Origin of the sequence: Cobetia sp. Ld8 (assembly GCF_045066615.1) — a bacterium.
GTDB lineage: Bacteria > Pseudomonadota > Gammaproteobacteria > Pseudomonadales > Halomonadaceae > Cobetia > Cobetia amphilecti.
In genome coordinates this window covers 372,249-392,029 of sequence record NZ_JBISHF010000006.1, presented here as the reverse complement: position 1 = coordinate 392,029, position 19,781 = coordinate 372,249, and the positions used below count along the sequence as shown (strand labels likewise).

Below are 19,781 nucleotides of genomic sequence, written 5' to 3'. Positions count from 1 at the left end.
GCCGTCATCAGAGAAGGCGGAACACCGCCAAAGACAACGCCCACCGAAACGCGGCGGGCGTCATGTGATGACCTCAGTGTGGGGGAGATGAGACGTGGAGACTTTCGGAATACCCGCCAACGACTTGGCGTTCTTTCTGTTGTGGCGGGCAAAGTGCGGATTCTTTCTGTGTGGCGAGTTCCTGACTAGACCGTTATGGATCAGAGCGTCACTGATCGGACCGACGTGGCTCAGGCGGTCACGACATCACTCTCGGTCAGCTCGGCGTAGAGTTCCGGGTAGGCTTCCTGGAGGCGCTCAAGCTCGGTGCGCGCATGCGGGATGGCATCGGTCAGCTGCTGCCATTCCTCGTCACTGAGGTTGTCGCGCATCAGCGGGAACAGCTCCTGGCGCTCGGCACGCAGATAGTCACGGTGTGCCTCCACATACTCGCGCAGGTCGGCATTGAACTGGTCCATCGGGATGATCTGGTCCATCAGGATGCTGTCGAGATTGCCGGACAGCTTGTCCAGACGCTCATGCAGGGTGCGATATTGCTGGATGAGGCGCTGACAGAGTGGCGCGGCGTCTTCGGAGCGTTCGCACAGCATCTGGGTGCATTGACGCTCCAGCGGAATGATGAAGCCCTGCATGTAATCGAGAATGTAATCCACCACCTCACGCATCATGCGAAAGTCGGGACGCTCACCACTGACGAGCGTCTTGTGGCGGTGCGAAAGCACGTGCAGCAGACGGGCCATGTTGGCGTGGTCCTGGCGCAGCTGAGTCACATTGGGCATGACTTCCTCCTCCTTACGGAACAGGTGGCCGATGCTGGCAGACAGCGCTGCCGCCTCGGGCATTGCTACCGAATGTAGCAATGTCGTCACCTAGAAGTGTAGGACACATCCCCCGAGCGCCAGTTAGACGTTGGGTGGGATTGCCTAAATGAGAGTGTCATGCTGTCAGGACAACATGACAGTCTGGTGCAATGCCACGCGCGGCCTGAGGCCGCTGACTGACCGCGCCGCCCCTGCTGATTTGTACAGGCCTGCAGGATCGGCCATGATGAGCGCAATACTGCCCCACGCCTGCCGGAGCCAGACTCGCCGATGGATCTTTTTGCCGATACCGCCTCGAATTCCCATGCGCCACTGGCCTTCCGCATGCGCCCCCGCACCCTGGATGACTACATCGGACAGACAGCGTTGGTCGGGCCTGACATGCCGCTGCGCCAGATGGTGGCCTCCGGCGTGGTGCGCTCGATGATCCTGTGGGGGCCGCCGGGGGTCGGCAAGACGACGCTGGCCGAGATTCTCGCCAAGGGCTGTGATGCGCATCTGGAGCAGCTCTCGGCGGTGATGGCCGGCGTCAAGGACATCCGCGAGGTGGTGGAGCGCGCCAGACACTTCCAGGCCAGCGATCGCCAGACGGTGATGTTTCTCGATGAGATCCACCGCCTCAACAAGAGCCAGCAGGACGCCCTGTTGCCGCATGTGGAATCCGGCCTGCTGACGCTGATCGGCGCGACCACCGAGAACCCCTCCTTTGAGGTCAACTCGGCCTTGCTGTCACGGGCGCGGGTCTATGTGCTCAAGGCCCTGGAGACGGACGACCTGATCGAGGTGCTGACGCGCGCCCTGCAGGATGAGGTCAACGGCCTCGGCAAGCGTCATATCGAAACCAGCCGCGAGACGCTGACCCGCATCGCGCGCTCGGCCTCCGGCGATGCACGCCGTGCCCTCGGTCTGCTGGAGACCGCCTGTGACTTCGTGCGTCGTGAGCCAGATGCCCAGGGGGGAACGCGCGAGATACTCGAGGACAGCTCGCTGGAGGCCGTGCTGGGCCATCAGGCCTCCAGCTTCGACAAGCAGGGCGATGACTACTACGACCTGCTGTCGGCGATCCACAAGTCGATACGCTCCTCGCGGCCCGACGCGGCACTGCTGTATATGGCGCGCTTCATGGATGGCGGCGGTGATCCGCTCGATGTCGTGCGGCGTCTGACGGCGATTGCCTCCGAGGATGTCGGCAACGCCGACCCACGCGCCCTGCCGCTGACCATCGCCGCCTGGGACGCCTATCTGCGCCTCGGTGACTACGAGGGCCAGCGCGCCATCGCCCATGCGGCGATCCACTTGGCCATCGCGCCCAAGAGCAATGCCATCGAGGTGGCCTGGAAGGAAGCCAAGGCCTTCGTGCGCCAGCAGCCCCACTTCGGAGTGCCGGTCTACCTGCGCAATGCCCCGACTACGCTGATGAAGGAGCTGGGCATGGGCGAAGGCTATCGCTATGCCCACAACGAGCCCAATGGCTATCCGGCCGGCAGCTCCCACGATGCCTGGCCAGAAGAGCTGCCGACCCAGCAGTTCTATCGCCCGACCCAGCATGGTGGCGAGAAACGCTTCGCCGAGATAGAGCGCTGGCGCCGCGAGCAGGATGCCGCCGCAGACCGTGGCGAGACGCCCGGACAGAGCTGATCAGCGGCGAAACCTGCGCGCACATGGCTGCCGAGTCGCGACTGGCACAAACAAGAACGCCCGGACCATCTGGTCCGGGCGTTCTTGTTTATTCAAGCGTATTCAGGATTTTCGCTGCACCTTGGGCGTGATCACTGCTCGCGAATGACGTCGGCGCCTTGCGGGATCTGGAACACGAAACGGCTATCCTGCAGCGACGGGTTGTACTGCACGTTGCTGAAGTCGATCGCCGTACGCTGGCCGGTGGAATCCGCCATCTGCAGCATGTCGAGCTGCTCGCTGTCGAAGGTCAGCTTGAGGCTTTCAAACAGCGTATCGGCCTGTTTGGGCGTCAGCGTGAAGGTCTCACGCGCGCCCTGCTGCTGACGCTTGACCGCATAGTTGGCGGTCAACTCACTGGCCCGACCGGACAGCAACAGCGCCGGCGTATGGGTGACACGCTCATCCAGCGGCTGCACGGTGACCTGCTCGAGGTCCGGGTCATGCAGATAGACTTCCTTGCCATCCGACACCACTTCCTGACGGTACGGCGCATCGACGCTCCAGCGGAACTTGCCCGGGCGCGACAGCCACATCTTGCCCTTGGCTTCCTGCAGACGCTGACCGGAGGCATCGAGGATCTGCTGATCGAAGTCGGCAGCATAGGTCTTGAGCGGCTCCAGCAGGCGCGACAGGCGATCGCCTGCCGACTCCTCGGCGTGCGCTGGCAGAGCGGCCATGCCCAGCATCAGCGCGGCGCCCAGCCCCTTGGCCAGACGAGCGGTCAACGAAGAAGCGAAAGAACGGGACAATGTCTTCATGAAACTCCTTGCGATGAGGAAGACCAGTGGCAAGCCTCGGCACCGAGGCCCTGCACCTGACCATCATCATTTCAGCGATTCGGGATGATTGCTGCCAACAGCCTGCTGACAGTGATCTGTTATCTGACGTCTTTGACACGAAGGGGAGCAAAAAGCTCCCCTTCGTGTGTTTCAGCGACCAGGCCTGCGGCGACTAGCCGCTGTGGTTGGGCGCGATCACTTCCCGCGAGCCATTGGTGCCCATCGCGGAGACGACACCGGCCATCTCCATCGCCTCGACCAGACGCGCGGCGCGGTTGTACCCGATCTTGAAGCGACGCTGCACGGCAGAGATGGAAGCACGACGCGACTCGACCACATAGGCCACGGCCTCATCGTAGAGCGCATCCTGCTCGGCATCGCTGTCTTCGCCTTCAGCTTCGAGGCCGGCCAACGCATCCGCCTGCACGCCACCGGTGAGGATTTCCTCGATGTACTCCGGAGAGCCGCGACGCTTCCAGTCATCGACCACACGGTGAACCTCGTCATCATCGACGAAGGCACCGTGAACGCGCGTCGGCATGCCGGCACCGGCCGGCAGGTAGAGCATGTCACCGTGGCCCAGCAGGTCCTCGGCGCCGCCCTGATCGAGGATGGTGCGCGAGTCGATCTTGGAGGAGACCTGGAAGGCCATGCGCGTCGGGATGTTGGCCTTGATCAGGCCGGTCACGACGTCCACCGACGGACGCTGGGTGGCCAGAATCAGGTGAATCCCCGCGGCGCGCGCCTTCTGGGCCAGACGTGCGATCAGCTCCTCGACCTTCTTGCCGACGATCATGAACATGTCGGCGAACTCGTCGATCACCACCACGATGTAGGGCAGCTTGGCGAGCACCGGCGGATGCTGATGCATCTCCCAGGGCTGCGGCTCCCACAGCGGGTCAGCGATCTGGGCGCCATGTGCCTCGGCTTCATCGATCTTGGCATTGAAGCCGGCCAGGTTGCGCACACCCATGGCGGCCATCAGCTTGTAGCGACGCTCCATCTCGGCGACACACCAGCGCAGGGCGTTGGCGGCCTCCTTCATGTCGGTCACCACCGGCGCCAGCAGGTGCGGAATGCCGTCATAGACCGACAGCTCCAGCATCTTGGGGTCGACCATGATCATGCGCACTTCGTCCGGCGTAGCCTTGAGCAGCATCGAGATCAGCATCGAGTTGATGCCGACTGACTTGCCCGAACCGGTGGTACCGGCGACCAGCAGGTGTGGCATCTTGCCGAGGTTGGCCACGACAGGCGCGCCACCGATGTCCTGACCCAGTGCCAGGGTGACCGGAGATTCCGCCAGCTGATAGGCATCGGAATCGAACACTTCACGCAGGCGAATCATGGCGCGGTTGGGGTTGGGAATCTCGATGCCGACCGTCGGACGGCCCGGAATCACCTCGACCACACGCACGCTCTTGACCAGCAGCGAACGCGCCAGGTCCGTCGACAGGTTGGAGATCTTGGACGCCTTGACGCCCGGCGCCGGCTGAATCTCGAAGCGTGTGATGACCGGCCCCGGCCAGACATCCGCCACCTCGGCCTTGACGCCATACTCGCGCAGACGCACTACCAGCAGCTCGGCCATCTGGTCGAGTTCTTCTTCGCTGTAGTTGGGCTTCTGGGCATCCGGCGGCGTCAGCAGGCTCAGCTGCGGCAGGTCCCCTTCCGGCTCGTCCTCGTGATCGGCGCCTTCATGGCGCTGACTCTGCATGTGCTCCACGGTCCACAGGGTCGGGCCGGAGGGATCACTGGCAGCCGCCTGTGCATCTTCCGCCATCGCCAGACGACCGCCGCCCGGCACCATGCCGGACTCATCGCCGTCATAGGCCCAGGAGGGGCGCTCGGCCGGAGCGGGGGTCGCTTCCGGCGTGGCTGTCGGCGCCTCGAAAGGCGGCACATACTCGGCCTGAGGCGCCACGGAATCGGGCTCCGCTGGCGCGACCGGCTCGGCCGGTTGATGAGGCGCTGCAGGCTGACGCGGCTCAGGGGCATGCTGCGGCGGCGCAGGCGCGTCTGCCGGTGTCGGCGTGCTGCCCGTCGGCTGTTCGAAGGCATCATCCCAGGAAACGACCGCCTTGCGAGCGGGAGTCTCGGATGAGGCCGCCGCGACACCGGCCGCCATCACACCCGCACCGGCTGCCAGCCCTGCGGCCGTCGCGAATTGACCACCATTGCCGGGCAGGGGAGCATCATCGTCGTCCCTGGGCTCCGGCGGCTGATTGCGGCTATCCGGCGCGGCATCGCTGCGCTCGCGCGCAAGTTGCGCGTCGCGCTCACGCTGTGCCTCTTTCTCAAGCTGCGCCTGTTTCTCGAGCTGCGCTTGTCGCTCTGCCGCTTGCTGCTCGGCTGCACGCTGTGCTTTCTGTTCTGCTTCGCGCTGCGCCTCCTGCTCTGCCAGACGCTGCGCTTCCTGTTCAGCCAAGCGCTGCGCTTCCTGCTCGCGAGCCAGCTCTTGAGCCTGAACCTGAGCTTGTGCCTGAGATGGAGCCTTGTGAGCTTCGGCCTCGCTCTGCGCCTGAGCGTCTTGCGCCGTCTCGTGACGGGCAGTCTCATGACGAGCCGTGTCGTGACGAGCGGTCGGCGCAAAGGCAGAGGCGGCGTCCCAAGCAGCAGGGGCAGCCGTGCTGTCGGAGGCTGATGCCGTGTCTTCGACGGCAGGGGTTGGCGTCGCCGCCTTGGGAGCCTGCGTCGTGACTGAGGCGTCAGCATGACGCTGGCGCTCGGCCTCAATGGCAGCGGCTTGCGGCAGACGGGAGCGCGTGACATCGGCATGCGCGACACGCGGTGCGGAGGCGGCCTCTGCCGCCACGGCGGTCTTCAGGGCCGCGGCCAGATCAACCCCTTCGATGCTGACATTGGCGCTCTGCACTGTCATGCGCTCGGTGTAGGCAGCGCCCGGCACCTTGGCGGAAGGCGTGGTTTCAGCGGTCTGCCACGGGATATCGGTACTGCGGTCATCCGCGAAGTCATCGCGAGCGCTGATGGCCTCGTCGGTGCCGCCATCCAGAGACGGCTCGACACGGCGCTGGCCGCGCGGCTCGGCGGCGATGCCGTCTGCCTCCTGACGGCGACCAAGCAGAATCTCGTCGCTGTCCTCGTCCCACTCCTCCTCTCGGGCACGGCGGCCCGGCAGCAGGCGCTGCCACCAGCTCAGTCTGGGGGCCGGGTCGCGATCCGAGTCATCCTCTTCACCGTCCTCGTGCGTCAGCGACTCTTCGGCGTAGGCTGCCTCGTCATCGTAGGCGTCCTGGTCGTCGCGGCGACTATTGAAGCGCTCGGCGAACCAGCCGGACACCCGCATGCAGCCATTGCCCAGCTCATCCATGACCGTCAGCCACGACATGCCGGTAAACAGCGTGAAGCCGCACAGGAAGCTGGCCATCGCGACCAGTACCGTGCCGCCCATGCCGATCAACGGCGTCAGTGCCCCGGCGATGCCCTTGCCGAGAATGCCGCCCGCGCCGTTGGTCAGCTGGCTGTCGGGGCTGTAGAACTGGATATCGCCGATGACGCAGGTCGCCATGATCAGCAGGAACAGCCCGCCAGCGCGCACCGCGATGGTCGTCGGGTCCCACACCAGCTCAGTGCTGGGCTGACGCATCAGACGCCAGGCACCGAAGCCCAGCATCGCCGGCCACCACAGGGCACTGCCGCCAAACAGCGAATACAGCACGTCTGACAGCCAGGCGCCGATGCTGCCCATCCAGTTGCTGGGCGTGAGTTCAGGGCCGCTGTAGGACCAGCCGGGGTCCGTCGGCGCATAGCTGAACAGCGCCAGCAGCATGAAGACGCAGAGGCTGAGCATGAGAATGACCACACCTTCACGGCTGACGCCCTGCAGGGTGGTGGTCAGGCGTGACGGTGGTCGCGCTGCCTTCTCCGCACGCTGCTCGGCGCGGATGGCCTGGCGTTCGGCGCGTTCGGCCTGACGCTCGGCGCGGCGCTGGGCTGCAGGGCTCTCTTCCTGCACGCGCGGCTTGTTTCTGGCCTTGGCAGCAGGCTGGCCGCTGGCGTCCTTCCTCGCGGGCTTGCCGGAGACGCGCGGCGTCTTGCGTGCCGGGCTGGACTCAGAGGCCGAAGCACCGCGCAGACGCGCGAAGAAGCCCGGCGAGTCCGCTTTCTGACGGGCACGCTTCCTGGGTGTTGCTGCCGCACGGCGGCTACGGGTTTCAGGCTTGGCCTGTTCCCGACTTGTCTTTCTGGCACTCTTGGCAGTCAAGTCGCCATCCCCCTTGCACCTTGTGGGCGATTTTCCATGTACCTTCAGCCGGTTATCATAACCATTCGATGGCAGTGACGTCATAATTGCCGATTCACGTCTGCTCATGACGCCAAGGCGCCAGGAGCCCATTGCTCCGTGCATGTTCCCGAACCGACAAGAGGCTGCCCATGCTTCCCTGGCTTCCCCCTGCCCCTGTCCGCTTTCCGCATGCTTCCACCGCCCTGAGCGAGCCCGATGGCCTGCTGTGTGCAGGGGGCGAACTCAGTCCCGAGTGGCTGCTGGCGGCCTACCCCCGCGGCATATTTCCCTGGTTCAGCCCGGGTGACCCCATCCTGTGGTGGTCACCGGACCCACGCATGGTGCTCAAGCCAGAGGAAGTCCGTGTACGCCGCAGTCTGGCCAAGCGCCTGCGCAATGCAGGCCTGAGCTACAGTATCGACCGCGACTTTACCGGTGTGATCAATGCCTGTGCCAGCATTCCTCGCGATGGCCAGGCAGGCACGTGGATATTGCCAGAAATGCAGCAGGCCTACATCGCCCTGCATGCCATGGGACATGCCCACAGCGTTGAAGTCTGGCAGGGCGATTCTCTGGTGGGCGGCCTGTATGGCGTCGCCTGTGGACGCATCTTCTTCGGCGAGTCGATGTTCTCGCGCGTGCCCGATGCCTCGAAACTGGCGCTGGTGATCTTGTGCCAGGAATTGAAGGCACGGGATTTTCCGTTGATCGACTGTCAGATGCATACTCCGCACCTGGCAAGTCTTGGCGCCCGCAGCATCGCCCGCAGCGATTTCATCAGCTATCTTGACCAGTATGCCACTGGCCAAGGGCATGAGGGCAAGTGGTCACTGACATCCTGGCCCACGCAGCACGCCCGGGAATGATGGCCACGGCAATTCCAAGAGGGAGATGATGCAACGGTGAGCAGCAATACCCCCAAGCAACCGCAACGCGATCTGCGCTTCTTTCTGACGGTACCGCACGCCTGCAGCTATCTGGAAGGCCGCCAGGCGACTACGCTGTTTCTCGATCCGCAGGAAGCGCCCAATTCCGGTGTCTATGACGCCCTTGCCCTGCTCGGCTTTCGTCGCAGCGGCTCTCATCTCTATCGTCCGCATTGCGGTGATTGCCGTGCCTGCATTTCCGTGCGCGTGCCGATCGCCGACTTCACGCCCAACCGTACCCAGAAGCGTCTGGTGCGTCGCAATGCCGACCTGGCCATCGAAGAGGGGCCGGCACTCTTCGACCCCGAGTACTATCGCCTGTACGCCCACTACATCCGCAGCCGTCATGCGGATGGCGACATGTTCCCGCCCAGTCATGAGCAGTATCGCACCTTCCTCACCTCCCGCGATGACTATGCCCGCCTGGTAAGCTTTCGCCTCGACGGCCGTCTGGTGGCCGTCGCCGCCATGGACCGCATGAGTCATGGCCTGTCCGCCATCTATACCTTCTACGATCCGGATGAGTCACTGAATCAGCGCTCGCTGGGGACCTACGCGGTGCTGTGGCAGATTGAGCAGGCACGCCGCGAAGGCCTGACCCACCTCTATCTGGGCTACTGGATCCGCGATTGCCGCAAGATGAACTACAAGCAGCATTTCCAGCCGCTCGAGTATCTGGACGGCAGCCACTGGCGGCGACGCATACCGGCCAACCATACCGACAGCCATCTGCCACTGAGCCTGGTCAAGCAAGGCGCGTCAGTGACATCCGGCGAGTGACGCGCTGAGCTCATTGCATGGGCTCATTCCAAGGGCTCATTCCAAGGGCTCATTCCATAGGCTCTTTCGACGCGCTCTCCAGGCACCCTCTCGACGCAAGCGCTCCGACAACGCTAAGGTGACGCAACGCTCAGCGGGCAGGGGCTCACCAGACAGCGCTGAGTGCCGACCCACCGCCTGCCGAGAGTTGCCCCGGCGCAAGATGCCGATTTTTATCTTCCTCCTGAGCTGCCCACAGGCGCTCAAGGAGCGTACAATCGCGCTTCGACTTTGCCTTGCCGCCGCCCTTACGGCACAATATCGCGTATCGAAGTCCCGAATCGGGCACTTTTTGTGCTGAGGCGGCTCGGAACTACCAGCAGTATTCCCTGTAATAAGTGAGGATCAGCCTATATGGCGCGTGAAGATCATATTGAAATGGAAGGCGTCATCGTCGACACCCTTCCGAACACCACTTTCCGTGTTGAACTGGAAAACGGCCACATCGTGACCGCTCACATCTCCGGCAAGATGCGCAAGAACTACATCCGCATCCTGACTGGCGACAAGGTCAAGGTTGAGCTGACTCCGTACGACCTGTCCAAGGGCCGTATCGTCTACCGTTCGCGCTAAGCACGGTCAGACTGCCCTGCCGGTTGCCATGCCATCGATCACTCTGCACGTCCTGGACCTGCATGCGATCATCATGACACCGGCTGGCTGAACCGGTCGTTCCCGGCACCTCAGGCACCAGCGTCACCTCCGCCTGAACCCTCCGCCCGGACCCGGAACGCATCGAGGTTGCAAGACTTGCCCTTCGCGGCGAGACACCCGCCACCTCGATGGCGTATGCCTGAGTATTCCGATGATGCCGCCTTGTCCCATGAATGCGTCTTGAGCCCGAACGCCAATCTGGTCTTCGCTCCCATTCAATGATGACAGGCGGCTCATCCCCGCTGGGCATTTTCTCCTCAATACGCATTAGCTTCCCCCGATACGCATTCGCCTCCTCCTGTACTCATCCAACTCCCCGCCCTTCCCTCGAGGATGGCGAGCCCCTTGGCGTGCGCGCGCATCAGGCCCTGGGCGATCAACTCGACGCCCGCCCAGTGCGGACAGCTTGCTGACTCACGGCCATAAAAAACGGCCAGTGCTTGAGCACTGACCGTTCATGTCGCCCCTTCAGGGCAGCAAGCTGAGCGTCAGATCACGCCATTTCCGCTTCCGTTTCCAGGTGCAGCTCGCCGTTGTCGACCGTGACATGCACGATACCGCCCGACTCGGACAGGTCGCCGAACAGGATCATCTCTGCCAGTGGCTTCTTGAGCTTCTCCTGAATCACGCGTGCCATCGGGCGAGCACCCATTGCCGGGTCATACCCGAGGGTCGCCAGCAAGTCGCGCGCCTCATCAGCGACATCCAGCTGCACGCGCTTCTCATCCAGCTGCGCCTGCAGTTCGACCAGGAACTTGTCGACCACATTGCGCACCACGGCGAGATCCAGCGCGCCGAACTGGATGATGCCATCCAGACGGTTGCGGAATTCCGGCGAGAACGTCTTGCGGATGACTTCCATGGCGTCGGTGGAGTGATCCTGGTGCTTGAAGCCGATGGAGCGACGCGCCACCTGCTCGGCACCCGCATTGGAGGTCATCACCAGAATGACGTTACGGAAGTCCGCTTCGCGACCGTTGTTGTCGGTCAGGCGGCCGTGGTCCATTACCTGCAGCAGCAGGTTGAAGACTTCCGGGTGTGCCTTCTCGATCTCATCCAGCAACAGCACGCAGTGCGGCTGCTTGGTGATGGCTTCGGTCAACAGACCGCCCTGGTCATAACCGACATAGCCCGGCGGTGCCCCGATGAGGCGCGAGACGGTGTGACGCTCCATGTACTCGGACATGTCGAAGCGCACCAGCTCGATACCCATCAGCGCCGCCAGCTGACGAGCGACCTCGGTCTTGCCGACGCCTGTCGGGCCAGCGAACAGGAAGCTGCCCACCGGCTTGTCCGGCGCCTTGAGGCCAGCACGCGACAGCTTGATCGCCGCGGACAGCCCGGTGATGGCGTCGTCCTGCCCGAACACCAGCATCTTGAGATCGCGCTCGAGATTGGACAGCAGCTTCTTGTCGGAACTGGAGACCGTCTTCGGCGGAATGCGAGCGATGGAGGCGACGATCGCCTCGACCTGCTCGGTATCGATGGTGTCGACGCGGATGCTCTCCGGCAGCAGGCGCTGGTGGGCACCGGCCTCATCGATCACGTCGATGGCCTTGTCCGGCAGCTGACGGTCGTTGATGTAGCGGTCCGCCAGACGCACTGCCGTTTCCAGCGAGGCATCGGTGTACTTGATGGCATGGTGCTCCTCGAAGCGACCACGCAGCCCCTTGAGGATGCGGATGGTGTCATCCACCGACGGCTCCATGACATCAACCTTCTGGAAGCGACGCGCCAGGGCGCGGTCCTTCTCGAAGATGCCACGGAATTCCTGGAAGGTGGTGGAACCGATGCAACGCAGCTCGCCGGAAGACAGCAGCGGCTTGAGCAGGTTGGAGGCATCCATCACGCCACCGGACGCGGCACCCGCACCGATGACGGTGTGGATCTCGTCGATGAACAGAATCGAGTTCGGTTCCTTGCGCAGCTCCGCCAGCAGCGACTTGAGACGCTTCTCGAAGTCACCGCGGTACTTGGTGCCGGCCAGCAACGCCCCGAGATCCAGCGAGTAGACCACGGCTTCCTTGATGACGTCCGGCACGTCCTCCTCGACGATGCGCTTGGCGAGACCTTCCGCGATGGCGGTCTTGCCGACACCGGCCTCACCGACCAGCAGCGGGTTGTTCTTGCGGCGACGCACCAGAATCTGCACCACACGCTCGAGCTCGCCATCACGGCCGATCAGCGGGTCGATCTTGCCCAGACGCGCCTGCTCGTTGAGGTTGGTGGCGTAGTTGGTCAGCGGGTTGTTGCCGCCTTCGCTGCTCGCCTCTTCGCTCTCTTCATTCTCGACCGACGCCTGGGGCGTCTGGGTGTGACCCGCGACCTTGGAGATGCCATGCGCGATGTAATTGACCGCATCCACACGCGCGACATTCTGCTGCTTGAGGAAGTAGACGGCCTGGCTTTCCTGCTCGGAGAAGATGGCCACCAGCACGTTGGCGCCGGTCACTTCACTCTTGCCGGAGGATTGCACGTGGAAGACGGCACGCTGCAGGACACGCTGGAAGCCCAGCGTCGGCTGCGTCTCGCGGTCTTCCTGCTCTTCCGGAATCAGCGGGGTGGTGGAATTGATGAAGTCCTGAAGGTCGACTCGCAGCTTGTCCAGGTTGGCACCACAGGCGCGCAGGACATCGGCAGCGGAGGCATTGTCCAGCAGTGCCAGCAGGAGGTGTTCCACGGTCATGAATTCGTGGCGTTTGGAACGTGCCACGGTGAAGGCCGTGTTCAGGGTCAGTTCAAGTTCTTTGCTCAACATGGCAAGTCCCCTCTAGGCCGCGTCTTGGACGGATCACTCCGCCCGGTCGATGTCGCACAGCAGCGGATGCTGGCACTCTCGAGCATATTGATTGACTTGGTGGCATTTCGTTTCCGCGATGTCGCGACTGAAGATGCCACAGGTTCCTTTTCCCTGATGATGGACAGCGAGCATGATCTGTACTGCCTGCTCCTGATCCTTGTTGAAAAAGGTGGTCAGCACCTCCACGACGAAGTCCATCGGCGTGAAGTCATCATTGTGCAGAACGACCTTGTACATGGGCGGTGGAGCCAGTTCAGGCTCAGCGGTCTCGAATGCCAGATCACCTTCGTGGTCTTCCTGGTATCCGGGTTCCTGAGCCGACGGGGCCTGATTGCTGATCGACAGTGTCTCCAGAAAGGGAGGACTGCCGCGCGATGTCTCTGTCTTGAACATAAGGGGCTGATCCGGTGAACACAAGCCGTGACGAAGCAGATTGCCTCAACGCGCCGCGGAGAAGGTCAAGCGCTGCCACGTCGTCTCAATGTGGGTGTGATAAGGAAAAGATGGGGGCTTGTCGATCTGGTTGCAAGCTTTAGTCGCGTACGTCCAGGCGTACACGTTCATGCCTGCATCGCGACGCTCTGACATGAATGCGGACATTTGCATGCATTTTCGCTCACATACGCGACAGACACCTCTCGACAGGCGTCGCCAACTGGCGACCCATTCAAGCGTCTCGCCGCTCAATGGAACCCGGAATGCTACCGCACAGAATCCCCGCGCAGAACGCTCCACGCAGAACGCCCAGGGGTGGCAATCGTTGGCAGCCGTCTGGGCGCGCAGCCGAGAGCTTCCATCTCAAACGCAAGAAGGCCCCCGGACATGTCCGGGGGCCTTCTGCTGAAACCTGTCACGCAACCTGATGCCTGGGCATCAGATCAACGCAGGGTCTCAGGCATCCATGTTGTCAGCAACAGCCTGACCGAACTCGGAGCACTTCAGCAGCTTGGCATCGTCCATCAGGCGATGGAAGTCATAGGTGACTTCGCCCTTGGCGATGGCCTTCTCGACGCCTTTCAGCACGAGATCAGCCGCTTCGACCCAACCCATGTGACGCAGCATCATCTCGGCAGAGAGGATGACGGAGCCCGGGTTGACCTTGTCCTGGCCAGCGTACTTCGGTGCAGTACCGTGAGTCGCTTCGAACATGGCGACGGTGTCGGACAGGTTGGCACCCGGCGCGATACCGATACCACCCACTTCCGCCGCCAGAGCGTCGGACAGGTAGTCACCGTTCAGGTTCAGGGTGGCGATGACGTCATATTCCGCCGGACGCAGCAGGATCTGCTGGAGCATGGCGTCAGCGATGACGTCCTTGACCACGATGTCCTTGCCGTTGTTCGGGTTCTTGAAGGTCATCCACGGGCCGCCATCCAGCAGCTCGCCGCCGAACTCGTCCTTGACGATTTCGTAGCCCCAGTCCTTGAAGGCACCTTCGGTGAACTTCATGATGTTGCCCTTGTGCACCAGGGTCAGCGACTCACGGTCGTTGTCGATGGTGTACTGGACAGCCTGACGGACCAGACGCTTGGTACCTTCTTCGGAGACCGGCTTGACGCCGATACCGCAGTTCTCCGGGAAGCGGATGTTGGTGACACCCATCTCTTCACGCAGGAACTTGATGACCTTGTCGGCTTCCGGCGTTCCCGCTTTCCATTCGACACCAGCATAGATGTCTTCGGAGTTTTCGCGGAAAATGACCATGTCGACGTCAGCCGGCTTCTTGACCGGGCTCGGCACACCAGTGAACCAGCGCACCGGGCGCAGGCAGGTGTACAGATCCAGCTTCTGGCGCAGAGCGACGTTCAGGGAGCGAATACCACCGCCCACCGGAGTGGTCAGCGGACCCTTGATGGAAACGACGTAATCCTTGACAGCCTCGAGAGTCTCTTCCGGCAGCCAGGTGTCAGCATCATAAACGTGAGTGGCTTTTTCACCGGCGTAGACTTCCATCCAGTGAATCTTGCGCTCGCCGCCATAGGCCTTGTCGACAGCAGCGTCGATGGCAATCTTCATGGCCGGAGTCACGTCCACACCGATACCATCGCCTTCGATGAACGGGATGATCGGATTATTCGGAACGTTGAGGGTATTGTCGGAATTTGCGGTGATCTTGGCACCGCCTTCCGGGACGACAATCTTCTGGAACCCCATTGATAACTCCCCTGTCATGGATTCAGTGGAGGCGCGAGTATAGCACCCGTGCCGCTTCTCACAGTAGGCTTATACGGCAGCCGCGACAAAAGTCTAAACCATGTCTCTCATATATCTGCTTCACAAGCCTTACCGCGTCCTGACCCAGTTCACCGACCGCGATCAGGGCCGCCAGACACTCGCTGACTTCATCGACGTGCCGGATGTCTATGCCGCCGGGCGCCTCGACTATGACTCCGAGGGACTGCTGCTGCTCACCAGTGATGGCGCGCTCTCCCACCAGATCGCGCACCCGAAGAAGAAGCAGCCCAAGACCTACTGGGTGCAGGTGGAAGGCGCCCCTGACGAGCAGGCCATCGCCGCGCTGCGTGCCGGGGTCGAGCTCAAGGATGGCATGACCCGGCCGGCCAGGGTCAGGCAGATTGAGCCGCCCACGTTGCCAGACAGGCAACCCCCTGTGCGCTTCCGTGCGAGCATTCCGACCCACTGGCTGGAGATCATCATCAGCGAAGGTCGCAATCGCCAGGTGCGCCGCATGACCGCCCACGTCGGCCTGCCGACCCTGCGCTTGATCCGCGCGGCCATCGGGCCGTGGAAGCTCGATGGCCTTGCCCCCGGTGAATGGCGCAGCGAGGAAGTCGAGATGCCTGCGCCACCTCGCCGCGAGTCCCGCTCGCCACGCCACAAGGGCGCGACTGGCAAGCCGGGCGAGCGCCGCACCGGCAACGCTGGCCCCCGGGGCAGTGGCAATAAAGGCAACAGCGCGGGCAAGAGCGGCAAGGGCTCAGGTCGGGGTTCCAGTCGGAGTTCTGGCCAGACTGAAGGCAAGGGTTCAGGCAAGACCCCCTGCGCCCGCGCCCCCTCTCGTCGTCCCTCATCACCCAAGAAAGGAAGGAAATCCTGATGGCTGCTCGCTGGACCCCGAATGTCACCGTCGCCTGCGTCGTCGAACGCGCCGGGCGCTACCTGATCGTCGAGGAAGACAAGGGCGGGCCCTGCACGGTGTTCAACCAGCCGGCCGGCCATCTCGAACCCCATGAGCGCATCATCGACGGCGTGCAACGCGAAGTCCGCGAGGAAACCGCCTGGCGCATCCTGCTCACCGGCTACCTGGGGCTTTACGTGCATGTTGGCGAGGATGGCACCCACTTCCATTCCCATAGCTTCGAGGCGGCGGCGCTGGAACATCTGAGCACGCCACTGGACCCGGACATCATCCGTACCCACTGGCTGGCGCTGGAGGAGATAGAACAGTTGGAGGACATGGGGCGCTTGCGTAGCCCACTGGTGACGCGGCGCATTCGCGACAGCTTGCGCGGCAAGCGCTTCCCGCTGGATGTCATTCATGACTGAGGCAGGATGAATCCCACCCCCGCCTTCAGGTATAATCCCGCCCATTCAAGCGGCGCCAGAATGACGGGTCTGCCGCCTCCCCTGTTTGTGACAACCCGCGGCCATGCGGGTGACGAGAGAACTGATGACCGCTGAAACCGGTACCGGAACCAAGGTCATCGTCGGCATGTCCGGCGGTGTCGACTCCTCCGTCTCTGCCCTGTTGTTGATGGAGCAGGGCTACCACGTCGAAGGCCTGTTCATGAAGAACTGGGACGAAGACGACGGTAGCGAATACTGCACCGCCCTCGAAGACCTGGCCGATGCCCAGGCCGTGTGCGACAAGCTCGGCATCAAGCTGCATACCGCCAACTTCGCCGCGGAGTACTGGGACAACGTCTTCGAGCACTTCCTGGCCGAGTACAAGGCCGGTCGCACGCCGAATCCCGACATCCTGTGCAACCGCGAGATCAAGTTCAAGGTCTTCCTCGAGTATGCCGAGATGCTGGGCGCCGAGCTGATCGCCACCGGTCACTACGTGCGTGGCGGCGTGCGTGATGGTCTTCCGCGCCTGCTCAAGGGCCTGGACACCAACAAGGACCAGAGCTACTTCCTGCATGCCGTGCCGCAGGCAGCCATCGCGCGCACCCTGTTCCCTGTCGGCGAGCTCGAGAAGCACGAAGTTCGCGCCATCGCCGAGAAGCATGAGCTGATCACCGCGCGCAAGAAGGATTCCACCGGTATCTGCTTCATCGGCGAGCGGCGTTTCGCCGACTTCCTCAAGCAGTACCTGCCCGCTCAGCCCGGCAAGATCGAGACCCCCGATGGCGATGTCATCGGCGAGCACATGGGCCTGATGTACTACACCCTCGGCCAGCGCCAGGGGCTGGGAATCGGTGGCCTCAAGCGCTATCCGGACGCGCCCTGGTTCGTGTGTGCCAAGGACCTGGAGCGCAACGTGCTGATCGCCGTGCAGGGCAAGCACCACGACCTGCTCTACACTCAGGCGTTGAGCACCGAATCCGTCGACTGGGTCGCCGGCGAGCCGCCGCAGACCGATGCCAATGGCGAGCTGCGCATTCGCTGCAAGAACCGCTATCGCCAGGAAGATCAGGCCGCGACCTTGATCGTCAATGACGGCCAGCGTGTCGAGGTGCGTTTCGATGAACCGCAACGCGCCGTCACGCCCGGCCAGTCCGCCGTCTTCTATCTCGGCGATATCTGTCTGGGCGGCGGCGTGATCGATGCCGCCTGGAAACTTCCGACGGCGGACGCCAGCGCTTCCACCGCCCCGCTCTCTGGCCCCGAGGAGTCCGCCGCGCAATGACCAGCGTGCCGATCCGCCCCGTCACTGATACCACTACCCGCCAGGCACTGTCGCTGGCGGGCGTCTTCCAGGCAGCCGCGCTGGTCGATGAGCTGGCCCGCCACGGCCAGTGCGATGAGCGCGCCTGGGAAACCCTGGTCAATGCCACGCTGGATACCAATCCGGAAAGCTTCGAAGCCATCTACGGCGGGCACCATAACCGCCTGCGGCTCGGCATCGACACCGTCAGTGCGGTGATGGAACGTCGCCAGGTCTCGCCCGTGGTGATGCGTTACGGCTTCTCGCTGGTGATGCTGATGAGCAAGCTCAAGAAGGACCCGGACATGCTGGACAAGCTGGGCGCGGGCCTGACACGCATCCAGGGCCAGGCCGAGCACTTCGGGCCGACCCACGAGAACGTGATCGCAAGCCTGGGCGAGCTTTACCAGCAGACCCTCTCCACCTTCCGCTACCGGATCGTGGTCCAGGGCGACCCCGGCCTGCTGCAGCAGCGCATGATGCCGGAACGCATCCGCTGCGCCCTGCTGGCAGGCGTGCGCTTCGCCCTGCTGTGGGACCAGCAGGGTGGCCGTCGCTGGAAGCTGGTCTTCCAGCGCAGCGCGCTCAAGAAGTCATTGCAGCAGCTGGGCTGAGCCCGCCTACGCGCTCGCGCCAGCGCGTCACCTGACGCACCTGATTCACACCCGAATTCGCTTCAACAACGCTGGAGCCCATCAACCGGGCTCCGAGACACTTGAACCGGCAGCGCATCATGTCCTGCCACCATCGGAAGATTCTCATCATGCAGCTGTCCGCCCTCACCGCCCTGTCTCCCGTCGATGGCCGCTATGGCGCCAAGAGCGAGGCCCTGCGCGAGCACTTCAGTGAATTCGGCCTGATCCGTGCCCGCGTCATCGTCGAGGTGCGCTGGTTGCAACGCCTGGCCGCCCACGCCGAGATCGCTGAAGTGCCGGCCTTCTCCGCGGATGCCAACGCCGTGCTGGATAGCATCGTCAGTGAATTCAGTGTCGAGGATGCCCAGCGCATCAAGGACATCGAACGCACCACCAACCACGACGTGAAGGCGGTCGAGTACTTCCTGAAGGAAAAGGTCGAGAGCAACGCCGAACTCAACGCCGTCACCGAGTTCATCCACTTCGCCTGCACCAGTGAAGACATCAACAACCTGTCTCACGCCCTGATGCTGCGTGGCGGCCTGGACAACGTGCTGCTGCCGCAGATGCGTGAAGTGACCGAAGCGATCGTCGCGCTGGCCCACCAGCACGCCGAACAGCCGATGCTGTCGCGCACCCACGGCCAGACTGCCAGCCCGACCACCCTCGGCAAGGAAATGGCCAACGTCGCCGCGCGCCTGCGTCGTCAGCTGGCGCAGATCGAACGCATCGAGATGCTCGGCAAGATCAACGGTGCCGTGGGCAACTACAACGCCCACCTGACCACCTATCCGGCCATCGACTGGCCGGCCAACGCCGAAACCTTCGTCGAGAGCCTCGGGCTGACCTTCAACCCGTACACTACCCAGATCGAGCCGCACGACTACATCGCCGAGCTGTTCGATGCCATCTGCCGCTTCAACACCATCCTGATCGACTTCGATCGTGACGTCTGGGGCTACATCTCGCTGGGCTACTTCAAGCAGCGCACCGTGGCCGGCGAGATCGGCTCCTCCACCATGCCGCACAAGGTCAACCCGATCGACTTCGAGAACTCCGAAGGCAATCTGGGCATCGCCAACGCCGTGCTGGGCCATCTGGCACAGAAGCTGCCGATCTCCCGCTGGCAGCGTGACCTGACCGACTCCACCGTGCTGCGCAACCTGGGCACCGGCCTGGCGCAGGGTCTGATCGCCTATCAGGCGACCCTGAAGGGCATCAGCAAGCTGGAAGCCAACCCGGAGCGCCTGAACGCCGATCTGGACAACAGCTGGGAAGTGCTCGCCGAGCCTATCCAGACCGTCATGCGTCGTTACGGCATCGAGAAGCCCTACGAGAAGCTCAAGGAGCTGACCCGTGGCAAGCGTATCGACCAGGCCGGTTTCGCCGCCTTCATCGAGACGCTGGAACTGCCGGAAGACGTCAAGACCGAGCTGAAGGCACTGAGCCCGGCCAGCTACATCGGCAACGCCATTGCACAGGCCAAGGCGCTCTAAGCGGCGCAGGTCACTGCAAGTCTCAAGACGCCGGGGCCTCTGCTCCGGCGTCATGCATTACGCATTACGCTGCACGCTGAACGACACACTGGAT

At 63.1% G+C, this 19,781-nt stretch carries 14 protein-coding genes and 1 pseudogene; 9 read left to right on the top strand and 6 right to left on the bottom strand.

The genetic code is table 11. The features are described from left to right. Nucleotides 1-230 precede the first annotated feature (230 nt). Complete coding sequence (locus tag ACJJV2_RS03380; protein WP_405278280.1) at nt 231-779, bottom strand: hemerythrin domain-containing protein; 549 nt, start codon at nt 777-779, stop codon at nt 231-233. A gap of 312 nt (nt 780-1,091) precedes the next feature. Here ACJJV2_RS03380 and ACJJV2_RS03375 point away from each other — a divergent pair, with 312 nt between their 5' ends. Next, nucleotides 1,092-2,459 (top strand): replication-associated recombination protein A, encoded by a 1,368-nt coding sequence (locus ACJJV2_RS03375; RefSeq protein WP_405278278.1) that lies wholly within the window; start codon nt 1,092-1,094, stop codon nt 2,457-2,459. Between the two features lie 131 nt (nt 2,460-2,590). Here the strand turns inward: ACJJV2_RS03375 and lolA are convergent, their stop codons facing one another. Together lolA and ACJJV2_RS03365 are read right to left on the bottom strand one after the other, a co-directional pair. Further along, entirely contained in the window at nt 2,591-3,259 is a 669-nt protein-coding gene (lolA, locus tag ACJJV2_RS03370; protein WP_054555615.1) for an outer membrane lipoprotein chaperone LolA, read from the bottom strand. 193 nt (nt 3,260-3,452) lie between these two features. Further along, the gene (locus tag ACJJV2_RS03365) at nt 3,453-7,505 is read right to left on the bottom strand and encodes a DNA translocase FtsK 4TM domain-containing protein (RefSeq protein WP_405278275.1); all 4,053 of its coding nucleotides are present in this window, start codon (nt 7,503-7,505) and stop codon (nt 3,453-3,455) included. 170 nt (nt 7,506-7,675) lie between these two features. Here ACJJV2_RS03365 and aat point away from each other — a divergent pair, with 170 nt between their 5' ends. From aat to infA, 3 genes are all read left to right on the top strand, one after another. Then, entirely contained in the window at nt 7,676-8,392 is a 717-nt protein-coding gene (gene aat / locus ACJJV2_RS03360) for a leucyl/phenylalanyl-tRNA--protein transferase (protein ID WP_043333849.1), read from the top strand. Between the two features lie 36 nt (nt 8,393-8,428). Further along, nucleotides 8,429-9,232 (top strand): arginyltransferase, encoded by an 804-nt coding sequence (locus ACJJV2_RS03355; protein WP_405278273.1) that lies wholly within the window; start codon nt 8,429-8,431, stop codon nt 9,230-9,232. Nucleotides 9,233-9,625: 393 nt separating this feature from the next. After that, on the top strand, nt 9,626-9,844 hold the full coding sequence (gene infA, locus ACJJV2_RS03350; protein ID WP_024953359.1) for a translation initiation factor IF-1: 219 nt from the start codon (nt 9,626-9,628) through the stop codon (nt 9,842-9,844). A 574-nt stretch (nt 9,845-10,418) separates the two neighbouring features. Here infA and clpA read toward each other — a convergent pair. From clpA to icd, 3 genes are all read right to left on the bottom strand, one after another. Then, nucleotides 10,419-12,683, bottom strand: coding sequence for an ATP-dependent Clp protease ATP-binding subunit ClpA (clpA, locus tag ACJJV2_RS03345; protein WP_043333850.1), 2,265 nt, complete (start codon nt 12,681-12,683; stop codon nt 10,419-10,421). A gap of 33 nt (nt 12,684-12,716) precedes the next feature. Further along, nucleotides 12,717-13,118 carry an ATP-dependent Clp protease adapter ClpS gene (gene clpS / locus ACJJV2_RS03340; RefSeq protein ID WP_082388342.1) on the bottom strand — a complete coding sequence of 134 codons (402 nt, stop codon included), beginning with the start codon at nt 13,116-13,118 and terminating at the stop codon, nt 12,717-12,719. Between the two features lie 498 nt (nt 13,119-13,616). Beyond that, the gene (gene icd, locus ACJJV2_RS03335; RefSeq protein WP_131432618.1) at nt 13,617-14,879 is read right to left on the bottom strand and encodes an NADP-dependent isocitrate dehydrogenase; all 1,263 of its coding nucleotides are present in this window, start codon (nt 14,877-14,879) and stop codon (nt 13,617-13,619) included. Nucleotides 14,880-14,979: 100 nt separating this feature from the next. Here icd and ACJJV2_RS03330 point away from each other — a divergent pair. The 5 genes and pseudogenes from ACJJV2_RS03330 to purB form a co-directional block, all read left to right on the top strand. Further along, nucleotides 14,980-15,594, top strand: a pseudogene (locus ACJJV2_RS03330) (pseudouridine synthase); the annotation flags it as partial. A gap of 188 nt (nt 15,595-15,782) precedes the next feature. After that, complete coding sequence (locus ACJJV2_RS03325; protein WP_405278270.1) at nt 15,783-16,232, top strand: NUDIX domain-containing protein; 450 nt, start codon at nt 15,783-15,785, stop codon at nt 16,230-16,232. 124 nt (nt 16,233-16,356) lie between these two features. Further along, the gene (gene mnmA / locus ACJJV2_RS03320; RefSeq protein WP_279832159.1) at nt 16,357-17,538 is read left to right on the top strand and encodes a tRNA 2-thiouridine(34) synthase MnmA; all 1,182 of its coding nucleotides are present in this window, start codon (nt 16,357-16,359) and stop codon (nt 17,536-17,538) included. Next, nucleotides 17,535-18,170, top strand: a complete 636-nt coding sequence (gene hflD, locus ACJJV2_RS03315) for a high frequency lysogenization protein HflD (protein ID WP_043333854.1) — start codon at nt 17,535-17,537, stop codon at nt 18,168-18,170. Before mnmA ends, hflD begins: the two co-directional genes overlap by 4 nt. Nucleotides 18,171-18,319: 149 nt before the next feature. Then, nucleotides 18,320-19,687, top strand: a complete 1,368-nt coding sequence (gene purB / locus ACJJV2_RS03310) for an adenylosuccinate lyase (RefSeq protein ID WP_405278267.1) — start codon at nt 18,320-18,322, stop codon at nt 19,685-19,687. Nucleotides 19,688-19,781 lie beyond the last annotated feature (94 nt).

Bases quoted from the DNA above. Each gene is read 5' to 3' on its own strand.
- ACJJV2_RS03380 (WP_405278280.1), bottom strand. From the start codon at position 779: ATGCCCAATGTGACTCAGCTGCGCCAGGACCACGCCAACATGGCCCGT.
- ACJJV2_RS03375 (WP_405278278.1), top strand. From the start codon at position 1,092: ATGGATCTTTTTGCCGATACCGCCTCGAATTCCCATGCGCCACTGGCC.
- lolA (WP_054555615.1), bottom strand. From the start codon at position 3,259: ATGAAGACATTGTCCCGTTCTTTCGCTTCTTCGTTGACCGCTCGTCTG.
- aat (WP_043333849.1), top strand. From the start codon at position 7,676: ATGCTTCCCTGGCTTCCCCCTGCCCCTGTCCGCTTTCCGCATGCTTCC.
- infA (WP_024953359.1), top strand. From the start codon at position 9,626: ATGGCGCGTGAAGATCATATTGAAATGGAAGGCGTCATCGTCGACACC.
- clpA (WP_043333850.1), bottom strand. From the start codon at position 12,683: ATGTTGAGCAAAGAACTTGAACTGACCCTGAACACGGCCTTCACCGTG.
- clpS (WP_082388342.1), bottom strand. From the start codon at position 13,118: ATGTTCAAGACAGAGACATCGCGCGGCAGTCCTCCCTTTCTGGAGACA.
- icd (WP_131432618.1), bottom strand. From the start codon at position 14,879: ATGGGGTTCCAGAAGATTGTCGTCCCGGAAGGCGGTGCCAAGATCACC.
- ACJJV2_RS03325 (WP_405278270.1), top strand. From the start codon at position 15,783: ATGGCTGCTCGCTGGACCCCGAATGTCACCGTCGCCTGCGTCGTCGAA.
- mnmA (WP_279832159.1), top strand. From the start codon at position 16,357: ATGACCGCTGAAACCGGTACCGGAACCAAGGTCATCGTCGGCATGTCC.
- hflD (WP_043333854.1), top strand. From the start codon at position 17,535: ATGACCAGCGTGCCGATCCGCCCCGTCACTGATACCACTACCCGCCAG.
- purB (WP_405278267.1), top strand. From the start codon at position 18,320: ATGCAGCTGTCCGCCCTCACCGCCCTGTCTCCCGTCGATGGCCGCTAT.